The sequence below is a fragment of the Luteibacter sp. NPDC104163 genome (genome assembly GCF_055584245.1).
In genome coordinates, this window is sequence record NZ_JBVJMK010000001.1 from 156,574 (window position 1) to 170,168 (window position 13,595).

At 66.1% G+C, this 13,595-nt stretch carries 12 protein-coding genes; 3 read left to right on the forward strand and 9 right to left on the reverse strand.

Features of this window, described 5'->3' with window-relative positions:
• Positions 1-30: 30 nt before the first annotated feature.
• The 4 genes from lspA to murJ form a co-directional block, all read right to left on the reverse strand.
• A complete protein-coding gene (gene lspA / locus ACZ6YI_RS00685) occupies positions 31-531 on the reverse strand; it encodes a signal peptidase II (protein ID WP_440328004.1) in 501 nt (166 codons plus the stop codon).
• 107 nt (positions 532-638) lie between these two features.
• Positions 639-3,497, reverse strand: a complete 2,859-nt coding sequence (gene ileS / locus ACZ6YI_RS00690; RefSeq protein WP_465777005.1) for an isoleucine--tRNA ligase — start codon at positions 3,495-3,497, stop codon at positions 639-641.
• Between the two features lie 19 nt (positions 3,498-3,516).
• Positions 3,517-4,473 carry a bifunctional riboflavin kinase/FAD synthetase gene (locus ACZ6YI_RS00695; RefSeq protein ID WP_440325610.1) on the reverse strand — a complete coding sequence of 319 codons (957 nt, stop codon included), beginning with the start codon at positions 4,471-4,473 and terminating at the stop codon, positions 3,517-3,519.
• Positions 4,474-4,639: 166 nt separating this feature from the next.
• A complete protein-coding gene (murJ, locus tag ACZ6YI_RS00700; protein WP_465777006.1) occupies positions 4,640-6,247 on the reverse strand; it encodes a murein biosynthesis integral membrane protein MurJ in 1,608 nt (535 codons plus the stop codon).
• A gap of 203 nt (positions 6,248-6,450) precedes the next feature.
• Between murJ and rpsT the strand changes: the two genes are divergently transcribed.
• Positions 6,451-6,714 carry a 30S ribosomal protein S20 gene (gene rpsT / locus ACZ6YI_RS00705; protein WP_331646514.1) on the forward strand — a complete coding sequence of 88 codons (264 nt, stop codon included), beginning with the start codon at positions 6,451-6,453 and terminating at the stop codon, positions 6,712-6,714.
• 161 nt (positions 6,715-6,875) lie between these two features.
• Here the strand turns inward: rpsT and cgtA are convergent, their stop codons facing one another.
• The 4 genes from cgtA to ACZ6YI_RS00725 all read right to left on the reverse strand — a co-directional run bounded on the left by cgtA (position 6,876) and on the right by ACZ6YI_RS00725 (position 9,383).
• On the reverse strand, positions 6,876-7,943 hold the full coding sequence (gene cgtA, locus ACZ6YI_RS00710) for an Obg family GTPase CgtA (RefSeq protein ID WP_465777007.1): 1,068 nt from the start codon (positions 7,941-7,943) through the stop codon (positions 6,876-6,878).
• A gap of 87 nt (positions 7,944-8,030) precedes the next feature.
• Positions 8,031-8,288 carry a 50S ribosomal protein L27 gene (gene rpmA, locus ACZ6YI_RS00715; protein ID WP_072321611.1) on the reverse strand — a complete coding sequence of 86 codons (258 nt, stop codon included), beginning with the start codon at positions 8,286-8,288 and terminating at the stop codon, positions 8,031-8,033.
• A 20-nt stretch (positions 8,289-8,308) separates the two neighbouring features.
• A complete protein-coding gene (rplU, locus tag ACZ6YI_RS00720) occupies positions 8,309-8,623 on the reverse strand; it encodes a 50S ribosomal protein L21 (RefSeq protein WP_465777008.1) in 315 nt (104 codons plus the stop codon).
• Positions 8,624-8,858: 235 nt separating this feature from the next.
• Positions 8,859-9,383 (reverse strand): DUF2059 domain-containing protein, encoded by a 525-nt coding sequence (locus ACZ6YI_RS00725; RefSeq protein ID WP_465777009.1) that lies wholly within the window; start codon positions 9,381-9,383, stop codon positions 8,859-8,861.
• Positions 9,384-9,555: 172 nt separating this feature from the next.
• Between ACZ6YI_RS00725 and uvrA the strand changes: the two genes are divergently transcribed.
• Both uvrA and ACZ6YI_RS00735 read left to right on the forward strand, forming a co-directional pair.
• On the forward strand, positions 9,556-12,516 hold the full coding sequence (gene uvrA / locus ACZ6YI_RS00730) for an excinuclease ABC subunit UvrA (protein WP_465777010.1): 2,961 nt from the start codon (positions 9,556-9,558) through the stop codon (positions 12,514-12,516).
• On the forward strand, positions 12,513-12,944 hold the full coding sequence (locus ACZ6YI_RS00735; RefSeq protein ID WP_465777011.1) for an acyl-CoA thioesterase: 432 nt from the start codon (positions 12,513-12,515) through the stop codon (positions 12,942-12,944). The genes uvrA and ACZ6YI_RS00735 overlap by 4 nt, the downstream gene beginning before the upstream one ends.
• Here ACZ6YI_RS00735 and ACZ6YI_RS00740 read toward each other — a convergent pair.
• Entirely contained in the window at positions 12,916-13,593 is a 678-nt protein-coding gene (locus ACZ6YI_RS00740) for a TetR/AcrR family transcriptional regulator (protein ID WP_465777012.1), read from the reverse strand. The two genes, ACZ6YI_RS00735 and ACZ6YI_RS00740, sit on opposite strands and share 29 nt — an antisense overlap.
• Positions 13,594-13,595: the final 2 nt, after the last annotated feature.

Genomic DNA, 13,595 nt, shown 5'->3' on the forward strand with positions numbered 1-13,595 from the left:
AAGCGCGCTCCCACGGGCTTATGGGCGGGGTCAGGCCTTCTTGGGGTTGGGCTGGAACAGGCTGAACACGATCAGGCCGGCGGCGCCCACGGAGATCGCGCAATCCGCCACGTTGAACACCGGGAACGGGTAGCTGCCGAAGTACACGGAAATGAAATCCGTGACTTTCGCGGCGTACAGCCGGTCGATGAGATTGCCGAGCGCCCCGGCGATGATCATCGCCAGCGGTGCCGCGGTACGCCAGTCGCGACGCGGCGTGCGGGCCAGCCAGGTGGCCAGGACAGCGCTGATGGTCACGGCGAGCAAGGCGAAGAACCAGCGCTGCCAGCCGGCGCTGTTGGCCAGGAAGCTGAATGCGGCACCGGTATTGAACGTCAGCGTCCAGTACAGGAACCCAGGGATCACCGGGTGCGGGGTCTCCGCGGGCTGCAACGCGACCAGGGCCCACCACTTGGTGAGCTGGTCGGCCACGATCAGGCCCAGGGTGAGCCAGAGCCAGGCGAGCGCATTCGGGCGGGGGCGTTCAGTCATGCGAAAAGCCGGTAGTGATGTCGAGACTGTGGGAGCGTGCTTGCGCGCGATGGGTGCTCGCGGCAAGCCGATCGCGCGCAAGCGCGCTCCCACGGGTGTTTCGTAGCTTAGAACCAGCGGCGGTCTTCGCCGGGCCCTGCCACGTTTTCCACGCAGCGGCCGCAGATTTCCGGGTGGGCCGGGTCATGGCCCACATCCGCGCGGTGCTGCCAGCAACGGATGCACTTGGCCCAGTCGGTGACCGCGGCCGAGACATACACCTCGCCCTCCTCCAGCTCCACTTTCTCGGCGTTGGCCGGGCGGCCTTCCAGCGGCGCCAGGGTCACGTCGGAGGTGATGAAGAAGAAGCGCAGCTCATCCGCCGATTCCGCCAGGGCCGACTGCGTGGGCAGGTCGGCGTGCAGGGTCAGCGTGGCATCCAGCGAGGCGCCGATCTGGCCGGCCTTGCGCATGCCTTCGAGCACGCGGGACGCCGTCTCGCGGATCGTGAGCAGCTTGCTCCACCACGCGCGGGTCTCGGCATCCTGGCGCACGTCCAGGCCCTCGTAGAAGGTCTCGAACAGCACCGATTCGCTGCGCGAGCCCGGCAGGTGCTGCCAGATCTCTTCCGCGGTGAAGCTCAGCATCGGCGCGATCCAGCGCACCATGGCCTCCGCGATGCGGTACATCGCGCTCTGCGCACTGCGCCGCCCGAGGCTTTCGGTCGGCATGGTGTACAGGCGGTCCTTGGTCACGTCCAGGTACAGCGCGCCCAGCTCGTTGGTGCAGAAGTTCTGCACGCGCTGGACGATTTCCGGAAAGTCGTAACGCTCGTACGCGGCGATGATCGCGGCCTGCGTATCGGCGGCCTGCTGCACGGCCCACTGGTCGAGCGGCAGGCATGCCGCCGTGGCCAGCAGATCCTTGTCCGGGTTGAACCCGTCGAGGTTGCCGAGCAGGAAGCGCGCCGTATTGCGAATGCGGCGGTACGTGTCCGCCACGCGCTTCAGGATCTCGTCCGACAGCGACATTTCGTTGCGGTAATCGGTCGACGAGATCCACAGGCGCAGGATGTCCGCGCCCAGCGTCTTCATGATGTCCTGCGGCTCGATGCCGTTGCCCAGCGACTTCGACATCTTGCGGCCCTGCGCATCCACGGTGAAGCCGTGGGTGAGCACATGGTCGTAAGGCGCGCGGCCGTGGATGGCCGCCGAGGTGAGCAGCGACGACTGGAACCAGCCGCGATGCTGGTCGGAGCCTTCCAGGTACATGACCTTGTACTCGCTGGCGTTGCCGGCCTGCAGTTCGGGGCGCTGGCCCACGACCGCGAAGTGGCTCACGCCCGAGTCGAACCACACATCGAGGACGTCGGTGACCTTCTCATACCTGTCGGCGTCATCGCCCAGCAGCTCGCGCGGGTCCAGGGTGAACCAGCAATCGATGCCTTCGTGCGCGACCTTCTGCGCCACCTTCTCCATGAGCTGCACGGAATCCGGGTGCGGCTCGTGGGTGTTCTTGTCCACGAACAGGGTGATCGGCACGCCCCAGGTGCGCTGGCGCGAGATGCACCAGTCCGGGCGGCCCTCGACCATGCCGCGGATGCGCTCTTCGCCCCATGCCGGCACCCAGCGCACGCTCTTGATCGAGGTGAGCGCGGTATCGCGCAGGCCAGCGGTTTCCATGCCGATGAACCACTGCGGCGTGGCGCGGTAGATCACCGGGGTCTTGTGGCGCCAGCAATGCGGGTAGCTGTGGGTCAGCTTCGCCGAGGCGAGCAGCACGCCACGGAAGCGCAGGAGGTCGACGATGGCGTCGTTGGCCTTCCAGATGTGCATGCCGGCGAACGTGGTGTCGCCCGCGAGCGGCAGGTCGCTGCGGTAGACGCCGCGGCCATCGACGTAGTTGAGCGTGCCGATGCCGTAGTGCTGGCCAACCGCAAAGTCTTCCGCGCCGTGGTCGGGCGCGGTATGGACGGCACCGGTACCGTCCTCGTCGGAGACGTGGTCACCGAGGATGATGGGCACGTGCTTGTCGTAGAACGGGTGCTTGAGCTGCTGGTTCTCCAGCGCGGCGCCCTGCTTGCGGGCCAGGACGTTCGCGCCCTCGACGCCGTAGCGAGCCAGGGCCTTCTCCGCCAGCGCCGACGCGATCACCAGGAGCACGCGCTTGCCACCGCGCGACGGGCCTTCGACCAGCGAGTATTCGATCTCGCCACCGAGCGACACGGCCTGGCTGGACGGTAGCGTCCACGGCGTAGTGGTCCAGATCGGCACGGCGACGATCGCATCGCCCACGTCCACGCCGAACTCCGCACCCATTTCCTTCGGATAGACGGCGTCGTACGCCACGTCCACGGCGGGCGAGGTCTTGTCGGCGTATTCGATTTCCGCTTCGGCCAGCGCCGAGCCGCAATCGAAGCACCAGTACACGGGCTTGGCACCGCGCACCACGTGGCCGTTATCCACGATGCGCGCGAGCGCGCGGATCATGTCGGCTTCGTAGGTGAAATCGAGCGTGCGGTACGGCTTCTCCCAGTCACCCAGGACGCCGAGGCGCTTGAAGTCGGTGCGCTGCAGGTCGATCTGCGCGAGCGCGTATTCGCGGCACTTCTGCCGGAACGCCGCGGCGTCGAGCTTGTCGCCCGCCTTGCCGAACTTCTTCTCGATCGCAATCTCGATCGGCAGGCCATGGCAATCCCAGCCCGGCACGTAAGGCGCGCGGTAGCCGGCGATCAGCTTCGACTTGACGATGACGTCCTTCAGCACCTTGTTCACCGCGTGGCCAAGGTGAATGGCGCCATTGGCGTACGGCGGGCCGTCGTGCAGCACGAACACCTTGTCACGGCCGGCGGTCTTTTCCTGGATCTGCTGGTAGCGGCCCACGCGCTCCCAGTTCGCCAGCCAGTTCGGCTCGCGCTTGGGCAGGTCGCCGCGCATCGGGAATTCCGTCTGCGGCAGGTTGATGGTGTTCTTGTAGTCCTGGGTCATCGCTGGCAACCGTGGTGTGTCATGCATCGGCAAGGATGGGGTTCATCCCCAGGGCCTGCCGGGCGTCCCGTTCGTCCTGGCGCATCTGCGCGACCAGGGCTTCCAGGCCGTCGAATTTTTCCTCATCCCTGAGCTTGCGAACGAACTCCACGCCGATGCGCTGGCCGTAGAGATCGCCGGAGAAATCGAACAGATGTGCTTCGAGCAGCGGCTCACGCACCTCGTTGACCGTCGGGCGGAAGCCGAGGCTCGCCACGCCAGGCCAGCTGCAAGGGCCATCGCCGATACCGATACGCACGGCGAAGATGCCCTGGATCGGACTCACGCGCTCGCGCAAATGCACGTTGGCGGTCGGGTAGCCAAGCTCGCGCCCCAGCTGCTTGCCGTGCTCGACGTGGCCGTCGATGACGAACGGGCGGCCGAGCAGCACCGTCGCGTCGGCGAAGCGGCTTTCGGCGAGCAGGGTGCGTACCTTCGAGGAGGACACGCGCTCGCCATCCACCAGCACCGCGGCCACGGCATGGGCGGTAAAGCCCAGTTCCGCGCCCATCTTCTCGAGCAGCGCGAAATCGCCGCCACGGCGGTGGCCGAAGCGGAAATCCTCGCCCACCCACACCTCGCGCGCGGCGAGCCGGCCGACGATCACCTTGCGCACGAAATCCTCGGCGGACATCTGCGTCAGGGCTTCATCGAAGCGCAGCGAGAGCAGCTCGACGATGCCCGCGGCCGCCATGCCCTCGGCCTTCTCACGGACACCGGAGAGGCGTGGCACGGGCTCCTTCGAAAAGAAGGCGCGCGGCAGCGGGTCGAACGTGATCACGGCGGGGGCCAGGCCCTTCGCGGCAGCGCGCTGGCGCACCTCGGCGAGGATCGCCTGGTGGCCCAGGTGCAGGCCGTCGAACGCGCCGATCGCCACCACGCTGCCCTGGGGGGTCAGGCACGCGCCGTCAACGTCGCGATGGAGTCGCAGCGTCATGCGCGGCCGCCTTGGGGTCGATGCGGAATAAAAGCCATCGGGCCAGTATAGCGGCCCCATTGCGCCGCACAATGCGTGCTCAGCCCTTGTGGGAGCGTGCTTGCACGCGATAGGGGCTGCCGCCAGTCCCGTCGCGTGCAAGCACGCTCCCACAGGGGGTGGCCGCTCAGCGGGCGCGCAGGTGGCTCGGCCGGAAACCCATGGCGAACTGGGTGGCCACGTAGGCGCCACCGCCGGCGCAGACCAGCACGGCAAGCCGCACCACGCGCAGGGTGTGGTTCACATCGCTCCACTCCGGCCACACGTACAGGCCCAGCAGCAGCACGGCGCTCATCACGCCGCAGGACACCGCCAGGCGCACGAGGTGCCGCGCCCAACCCGGCTGGCGCTCGTAGACGCCCGCCTTGCCCAGCCAGCGCCAGAGCAGGCCCAGGTTGATGTAGCTGGCGAGGGCGCTGGCGATGCCGAGTGCCATATGCAGGCCCGGGACACTGGCGATGCCCTGCAGCCACGGGGCCGCCTTCTGCTCCGGCGTGGCCCAGAGATAGAACAGCAGGCCCACGAACACCACGTTCAGCAGCATGTTGGTGACCAGCGACGCCACGCCGGCGCGCACGGGCGTCTTGGTGTCCTTGCGAGCGTAGAACGCCGGCAGCACGACTTTCACCATGGCGAAGGCCGGCAGGCCGAAGCTCAGCGCCGAGATCGAGAGCGAGGCCATCTTCGTATCGAACGCGGTGAAGCGACCGTTCTGGAAGATCGTGGCCACCAGGGGGAAGGAAAGGATCAAGAGGGCGAACATCGCCGGCACCGCGATCAGCAGCGTCGTGCGCAGGCCCCAGTCCAGCGCCCGGGAGAAGCCATCGCGGTCGTCGCTGACGTGGTGGCGGGAGAGCGACGGCAGGATCACGGTACCGAGGGCGACGCCAAAGACGCCAAGCGGCAGCTCGAGGAAGCGATCGGCCTGGGACAGCCAGCTCTGCGAGCCGGCGATCAGCAGCGAGGCGATGATCGTATCCAGCAGCAGGTTGATCTGGGCCACCGAGGAGCCAAACAGGGTCGGCACCATCAGCCGCATGATCCGGCGCACGTCGGGCGACTTCCAGCCCCAGCGCGGCAGGGTAAGCAGGTCCAGCTGGCGTAGTGACGGGAGCTGGAAGGCGAGCTGCAGGACGCCGGCCACGAGGATCGCCCAGCCCATGGCCATGATCGGCGTGTGCAGCTTCGGCGCCAGCCAGAGCGCGCCGGCGATCATGCACAGGTTGAGGATGACCGGCGTCAGGGCCGGCAGGCCGAACCGGTGGAAGCTGTTCAGGGCCCCGCCACTCAGGGCGGTCAGCGAGACGAAGAGAAGGAACGGGAAAGTCAGGCGGAGCAGGTCCACCGTCAGCTCGAATTTCTCGGGGGTGTCGACGGCGCCCGGCGAGAACAGGGCCGTGACCTGGGGCGCGAAGATGATCCCGATGGCCGTGACCAGCAACAGCACACCGCCGAGGGTACCCGAGGTGCGCGCCATCAGTTCCTTCAGGTCGGCGTGCGGGCGCTTCTCCTTCACCTCCGTAAAGACGGGCACGAACGCGGTGGAGAACGAACCTTCGGCGAACAGCCGGCGCATGAAGTTCGGGATGCGGAAGGCGACGAAGAAAGCGTCCGTGGCCGCGTTGGCGCCGAATACGTGGGCGATGGACATGTCACGGACGAGGCCGAGCACACGCGAAACCATGGTCATGCTGCTGAAGGACAGCACGCCGCGCAGGAGGCTGGGGGTTTTCATCCGTACCTGGGATTACCGGTAAACCCCTAGTTTGACAAAGCCGGCCGGTCAGCGGACAGTCCCCGTTCTGGCTTTTCCGGGGCACCGCCCCGGGGCCCTTCCCGCCCGGGGTTCCCGCGCGGGGCCTAACCTATTGACGCAGCCCCAGTTTGGCCGCACAATGGGCGTCTTTTTTAAAACCCACCGAACTCTGGAGCTTTACCTTGGCCAACATCAAGTCCGCGAAGAAGCGTGCGCGTCAGTCGGAGCAGCGCCGGCTGCGCAACGTCAGCGCGCGTTCCATGGTGCGTTCCGCACTGAAGAAGGTCGTCAAGGCGATCGACGCCAAGGATAAGGCAGCCGCCACCACGGCTTACGCTGTCGCCGTGCCGGTCATGGACCGCTACGCTGCCCGCGGCCTGATCCACAAGAACAAGGCTGCTCGCCACAAGAGCCGCCTGAACGCGAAGATCCGCGACCTGGCTTAAAGCCTGCGCGACATCGCTGTTCACGAAAAAGCCGGCGCAAGCCGGCTTTTTTGTTGGCCCAGGATCGGAACGGCGATGCTGTTGTGGGAGCGCGCTTGCGCGCGATAGGCCTTGCGGCAAGCACCCATCGCGCGCAAGCGCGCTCCCACAACACCCGAGAGTTACTCGGTACGCATGCGCACGTCGTCGGTGGCTTCCTGCTCGAGCTTGCGGGCGGCGCGCTCGGCGTCGAAGAACTGCTGCACCTGCAGGCAGACTTCGCGCGCGCCCTGCTGGCCGGCGGCGGAGATCAGGAACGACGGACCCGTCCAGCCGAGGCGGTTGACGATGTCGTTTGCCGCTGCCTCGAGCTCTTCCTCGTCGTCGAACACGTCCATCTTGTTGATCACCAGCCAGCGCGGACGCTCGACCAGTTCACTGTCGAAGTTGGCCAGCTCGCGCTCGATGGTCTGCACCTGCTCCACCGGGTCCGAACCGTCGATGGGGCGGATATCCACCACGTGCAGCAGCAGGCTGGTGCGCGAGACGTGGCGGAGGAACTGGATACCAAGGCCCGCGCCTTCGGCGGCGCCCTCGATGATGCCGGGGATATCGGCAATGACGAAGCTCTGGTCGGTGCCGATACGCACGACACCCAGGTTCGGGTGCAGCGTGGTGAACGGGTAATCCGCCACGCGCGGCGTCGCCGCCGACACGGCACGGATGAAGGTGCTCTTGCCGGCATTGGGGAAGCCAAGCAGGCCGACGTCAGCGAGCAGGCGCAGCTCGAGCTTCAGGTCGCGCACTTCACCCGGCGTACCCGGCGTAGCCTTGCGCGGGGCACGGTTCACCGAGCTCTTGAAATGGATGTTACCCAGGCCACCGCGGCCGCCTTCGGCGACCTTCAGGCGCTGGCCGTTCGCGGTGAGGTCGCCGATCACTTCGTCAGTATCGACGTTGGTGACCACGGTGCCCACCGGCACGCGGATGGTGATGTCCTCACCGCCCTTGCCGTACATCTGGCTACCCATGCCGTTCTGGCCGCGCGGGGCCTTGAACTGGCGCATGTGGCGGAAATCGACCAGGGTGTTCAGGCCTTCGTCGGCCACCAGCCACACGGAGCCACCATCACCGCCGTCGCCACCATCGGGGCCGCCGAACGGAATGAATTTTTCGCGGCGAAAGCTGGCGCAGCCATTGCCGCCGCTACCGGCCGTGACTCGAATCTGTGCTTCGTCGACGAATTTCATGGGGAAAACCTGGGCAGTGAATCGGGGAGCCTTACAAACGAAAAGCCCCGCCGTGGGGCGGGGCCTTCGCTATCGCGTCGTGGCGAATTACGCCTGGACGACGTCGACGAACTTGCGACCCTTGTCGCCGCGGGTCTTGAACGACACAGTGCCGTCGACCAGTGCGAACAGGGTGTGGTCGCGGCCGAGGCCGACGCCCACGCCAGCGTGGAACTTGGTGCCGCGCTGACGAACGATGATGTTGCCGGCTTCAACAGCCTGGCCGCCGTAGATCTTCACACCGAGATACTTCGGGTTCGAATCGCGACCGTTACGGCTGGAACCTACGCCTTTTTTATGTGCCATGACTCATATCCTCCGGCGACTCAGGCGTTGATGCCCGTGATCTCGATTTCGGTGTAATGCTGACGGTGTCCCTGCGTGCGCTTGTAGTGCTTGCGACGACGGAACTTGATGATGCGGATCTTATCGGCGCGGCCGTGTGCACGGACCTTGGCGCTGACAGTGGCGCCGGCGACGAGCGGGGCACCAACGGTGATCGACTCACCCTCGCCGACGAGGAGAACCTCTTCGAACGTGAAGGTCGAATCGACTTCGGCGGGGAGCAGCTCCACGCGCAGGACTTCGCCCTGCATCACGCGGTACTGCTTGCCACCGGTCTTAATGACTGCGTAGCTCATGACTGTTCCTGGTTATGTAGTTCTTTTTAGGGTGTTGCGGGTGTTACGAACCGCGAATTATAGCGGCAGGGAAAAGCCAAGGTCAATCAGGTGGTTAAGCTTTGGACAAATCGTGACCATCCAAGACCATTCCTTGCAAATCAATGACTTGGAAAACCCTTGTGGGAGCGAGCTTGCGCGCGATGGGGGTGCCGCAAGACCCATCGCGCGCAAGCGCGCTCCCACAACGGAGTGGTTATTTCTTTTTGGCGGGCGCCGGGGCCGGGGCGGGCGTGGCCGGCTTGGCGGCGGCGCCGGTGGCCGGGCACTGGCCCTGGGCGTTCAGGGTGCCCTGGCTCTGGAGCTGGCTGATCATCTGCTGGCCGCGTTCCTGGCCCCACTGCTTGCCCACCTGCATGCCCTCGGCCATGGTGGCCGGCATCTGGGTGATGACCTTCTGGCCCAGCGGTGACTTGTAGAACTTGAGCAGGCCGTCGATATCCTCGGCCGTGAAATGCTTCTGGTAGACCGGGACCATGCGGCCGATCAGCTGGTTGGTGGCATTCGCATCCACGAAGCCCTGCCAGTAGCTGGCCGGCACGCAGGGCAGCGCGCTGGCCATCACACCGGCCATCTGGCTGTTCATCTGGCTGAGCATGCGCCCCATGCCCACGGCATCCATCAGCTGGCGCACCTGCGCCTCGGTCGGCGGCGCGGCCATGGCCTGGCCGGTACAGACAGCCAGCGCGAGGCCGGCGGCGATCCCTTTCCACTTACGCATGCATATGTCCTCATTCACGGTGGAGTGCCCTGCCCCTCCCCGGGGCCGGGCCATGGTAGCCGGGCGGCGACCATCCCGACACAACGCCTGTGATGAACCGTCACAAGTGCAGGCGGGATGAAGGCTTGACGGCCTTGGTATAGTCGTTCTCTTCCCCCATTTACGTCGGCACATGGACAGCATTCGCATCCGCGGCGCCCGCACGCACAATCTCAAGAATATCGACCTCGACCTGCCCCGTGACAAGCTGATTGTCATTACGGGGCTGTCCGGTTCCGGCAAATCGTCCCTGGCTTTCGACACCATCTACGCCGAAGGCCAGCGTCGCTACGTCGAGTCACTGTCGGCCTATGCCCGCCAGTTCCTCTCGATGATGGAAAAGCCGGACGTGGATACGATCGAAGGCCTCTCGCCGGCCATCTCGATCGAGCAGAAGTCGACGTCCCATAACCCCCGCTCCACCGTCGGTACGATCACCGAGGTGTACGACTACCTGCGCCTGCTTTACGCGCGTGTCGGCACGCCCCGCTGCCCGAACCACGGTATCCCGCTGGAAGCCCAGACCGTCAGCCAGATGGTCGACACGGCGCTGGCGCTGGATGCTGACAAGCGCTGGATGCTCCTGGCACCGGTGATCCGCGAGCGCAAGGGCGAGCACGTCCAGGTGTTCGAGCAGCTGCGCGCGCAGGGTTTCGTGCGCGCCCGCGTCGACGGCGAGGTGTACGACCTCGACGCCGTACCGCCGCTCACGCTGCGCCAGAAGCACACCATCGAGGCGGTGATCGACCGGTTCCGTCCGCGCGACGACATCAAGCAGCGTCTCGCCGAATCGTTTGAAACGGCCCTGCGCCTGGGCGACGGCATCGTCATCCTGGTCGACATGGATGACGCGAAGGCCCCCGAGCAGCTGTTCTCGTCGCGGTTCTCCTGCCCGATGTGCGACTACTCGCTGCCCGAGCTCGAGCCGCGCCTCTTTTCGTTCAACTCGCCCGTGGGCGCCTGCCCCACCTGTGACGGCCTGGGTGTCACCCAGGTGTTCGATCCCCTGCGCGTCGTCGGCCACCCCGAGCTCAGCCTCGCGGGCGGTGCCATCCGTGGCTGGGACCGTCGCAACGCGTACTACTTCCAGATGATCATCTCGCTGGGCAAGCACTACGGCTTCGACCCGGAGACCTCATGGCGCCAGCTCACCAAGGCCCAGCAGAACGCCGTGCTGTACGGCTCGGGCAAGGAGCTGATCCCGTTCCGTTACATCACGGACCGCGGCGGCAAGGTCACCCGCGAACACAAGTTCGAGGGCATCATCAACAACCTCGAGCGTCGCTATCGCGAAACCGAATCCACCGCGGTACGTGAAGAGCTGGCGCGCTACATCGCGGACCACCCGTGCCCCGATTGCGGCGGCCAGCGCCTGAACCCGTCGGCGCGCAACGTGTTCGTGGCCGACAAGGCGATCCCGGAGATCACCGGCCTCGCGATCGATACCGCGCTGAAGTTCTTTGCCACGCTCAAGCTCACCGGCTGGCGCGGCGAGATCGCGGTGAAGATCATCAAGGAAATCCGCGAGCGCCTGACGTTCCTCAACGACGTGGGCCTCAACTACCTGACGCTCGACCGACAGGCCGATTCGCTCTCGGGCGGCGAAGCCCAGCGTATCCGCCTGGCCAGCCAGATCGGTGCCGGCCTGGTCGGTGTCATGTACGTGCTCGACGAGCCCTCGATCGGCCTGCACCAGCGCGACAACGAGCGCCTGCTCGGCACCCTCACCCGCCTGCGCGACCTCGGCAACACGGTGATCGTGGTCGAGCACGACGAGGATGCGATCCGCGCGGCCGACCATATCCTGGACATCGGCCCGGGGGCCGGCGTCCATGGTGGCGCCATCGTCGGCGAAGGCACGCTGGACCAGGTCATGAAGTCACCGAACTCGGTGACCGCCAAGTACCTGAGCGGCGAGCGCGGCATCAAGGTGCCGGCGAAGCGTCGCGAGGCGAAGGATGGCCAGTGGGTCGAGCTGAAGGGTGCCACCGGCAACAACCTGAAGGACGTCGACCTGCGCGTGCCCGTGGGCACGTTCACCTGCGTCACCGGCGTGTCCGGCTCGGGCAAGTCCACGCTGGTCAACGACACCTTCTATCGCATCGCGGCCATGGAACTGAATGGCGCGAGCGAGCAGCCGGCACCGTATGAATCCATCGAAGGCCTGAACCTGTTCGACAAGGTCGTCGATATCGACCAGTCGCCGATCGGCCGCACGCCGCGTTCGAACCCGGCCACGTACACCGGCCTGTTCACCCCGCTGCGCGACCTGTACTCGCAGGTTCCCGAGGCGCGTTCGCGCGGTTATACACCGGGCCGTTTCAGCTTCAACGTTCGCGGCGGCCGCTGCGAGGCGTGCGAAGGCGATGGCATGATCAAGGTGGAGATGCACTTCCTCCCGGATGTGTACGTGCCCTGCGATGTGTGCCACGGCAAGCGTTACAACCGCGAAACGCTCGAAGTGCTCTACAAGGGCCACACCATCGCCGACGTGCTCGACATGACGGTGGAAGACGCGTTCAAGCTGTTCGAGAACGTGCCGGTCATCGCGCGCAAGCTGGAAACGCTGCGTGCGGTGGGCCTGGATTACATCAAGCTCGGCCAGAGCGCGACCACGCTCTCGGGCGGTGAAGCGCAGCGCGTGAAGCTCTCCAAGGAGCTCTCCAAGCGCGACACGGGCAACACGCTGTACATCCTGGATGAGCCGACGACCGGCCTGCATTTCCACGACATCGAGCAGCTGCTCGAGGTACTGCACACGCTGGTGGAGCACGGCAACACCGTGGTCGTGATCGAGCACAACCTCGACGTGATCAAGACCGCCGACTGGCTGGTCGACCTCGGTCCGGAAGGCGGTGCCGGCGGTGGCCAGATCCTGGTCAGCGGCACCCCGGAAAAGGTCGCCGCGACCAAGGCATCCCATACGGGCCGCTTCCTGCTGCCACACCTGAAGCCGACGGCCGCTCCGGCGGCGCCGGCCGCTGCGGCAGCGAAGAAAGCAACCGGCAAGGCGCCTGCGAAGGCGGCACCGGCAGCCACGAAGAAAGCCACCACGAAGGCGGCCCCGGCCGCGAAGAAGAAAAAGACCGCATGACCACCGAAGCCGCACAGACGCCCGCGCCGAACCCCATCTTCATTACGCCGATGGACGTGCGCTGGCAGGACCTTGACGCCTACAACCACGTCAACAACGCGAACTACCTCGTGTACCTGCAGGAAGCGCGCCTGAAGTGGCTCATGAACCTGCCGGACCCGTGGTACAGCCCGGAGGCCGCACCGGTCATGGCGCACAGCGAGATCAACTACCGCCTGCCGATCGAATGGCCGGCGGATATCCAGATCGAGCTGTACGTGAACCGCATCGGCAGCAGCTCGATGACGGTCGGCCACCGCATCGTCGACAGCGAAGACGCTACCCGCATCCACGCGGATGGCAGCGTCACGATGGTCTGGATCGACACGAAGACGGGCCGTCCGGTGCCACTGCCGCAGGCTATCCGCGACGCCGCCGCCGCGGCGTAGGCGTGGCCGTGCCGTCGCCTGTACCGCGGGCGACGTAGCCTCCTACCAGCGCGACGAGGGCATCCTCGATCTCCTGCCGGGTGGCTGGTGCGGCGCCGCCAAGCAACATGGCTCGCAAGACGCCCCTCACCGCGTGGGCGAGGACAAAGGCCTCCGCCGGTGACAGCTTGCGCACCGGCGGCGCATTGGGCCGATGCTCCCTGGACAACTCGCTCGTCAGGGCGGCCATAAGCGGCGCGAGGCCGCCGCTACCGCCTTGCGCCAGTGCATAGGCCAGCACCAGCCGGTAAACCCGCGTTCGGCCACCATAGGTCTTCATGGCTGCGGCCACCACGAGCCGCACCCGCTCCCCGGGAAGCAGCTCCCGCGAGCCGTGCATGATGGAAAGCACACGCTCGGTCAGCGCCGTCATCTCCCGGTCCGCCAGGGCATTCAGCACTGCCTGCTTGCTGCCGAAATACTGGTACAGCGTGCCGATGCTCACCCCGGCACGCTCGGCGATGGCGTTGGTCGTCAACGCTTCCAGCGAGCCTTTGTCGATCAGTTGAATCGCAGCCTCGAGGATAAGCGCCACCTTTTGCTGCGAACGCTCCTGCAGTGGTGTACGGCGCCTGGCACTGGGCGGATTGTCGGATTTGGCGGATTTCATCA

Excerpts from the sequence above, each read along its gene's own strand:
- lspA (WP_440328004.1), bottom strand. The coding sequence starts at position 531 with ATGACTGAACGCCCCCGCCCGAATGCGCTCGCCTGGCTCTGGCTCACC.
- ileS (WP_465777005.1), bottom strand. The coding sequence starts at position 3,497 with ATGACCCAGGACTACAAGAACACCATCAACCTGCCGCAGACGGAATTC.
- ACZ6YI_RS00695 (WP_440325610.1), bottom strand. The coding sequence starts at position 4,473 with ATGACGCTGCGACTCCATCGCGACGTTGACGGCGCGTGCCTGACCCCC.
- murJ (WP_465777006.1), bottom strand. The coding sequence starts at position 6,247 with ATGAAAACCCCCAGCCTCCTGCGCGGCGTGCTGTCCTTCAGCAGCATG.
- cgtA (WP_465777007.1), bottom strand. The coding sequence starts at position 7,943 with ATGAAATTCGTCGACGAAGCACAGATTCGAGTCACGGCCGGTAGCGGC.
- rpmA (WP_072321611.1), bottom strand. The coding sequence starts at position 8,288 with ATGGCACATAAAAAAGGCGTAGGTTCCAGCCGTAACGGTCGCGATTCG.
- rplU (WP_465777008.1), bottom strand. The coding sequence starts at position 8,623 with ATGAGCTACGCAGTCATTAAGACCGGTGGCAAGCAGTACCGCGTGATG.
- ACZ6YI_RS00725 (WP_465777009.1), bottom strand. The coding sequence starts at position 9,383 with ATGCGTAAGTGGAAAGGGATCGCCGCCGGCCTCGCGCTGGCTGTCTGT.
- uvrA (WP_465777010.1), top strand. The coding sequence starts at position 9,556 with ATGGACAGCATTCGCATCCGCGGCGCCCGCACGCACAATCTCAAGAAT.
- ACZ6YI_RS00735 (WP_465777011.1), top strand. The coding sequence starts at position 12,513 with ATGACCACCGAAGCCGCACAGACGCCCGCGCCGAACCCCATCTTCATT.
- ACZ6YI_RS00740 (WP_465777012.1), bottom strand. The coding sequence starts at position 13,593 with ATGAAATCCGCCAAATCCGACAATCCGCCCAGTGCCAGGCGCCGTACA.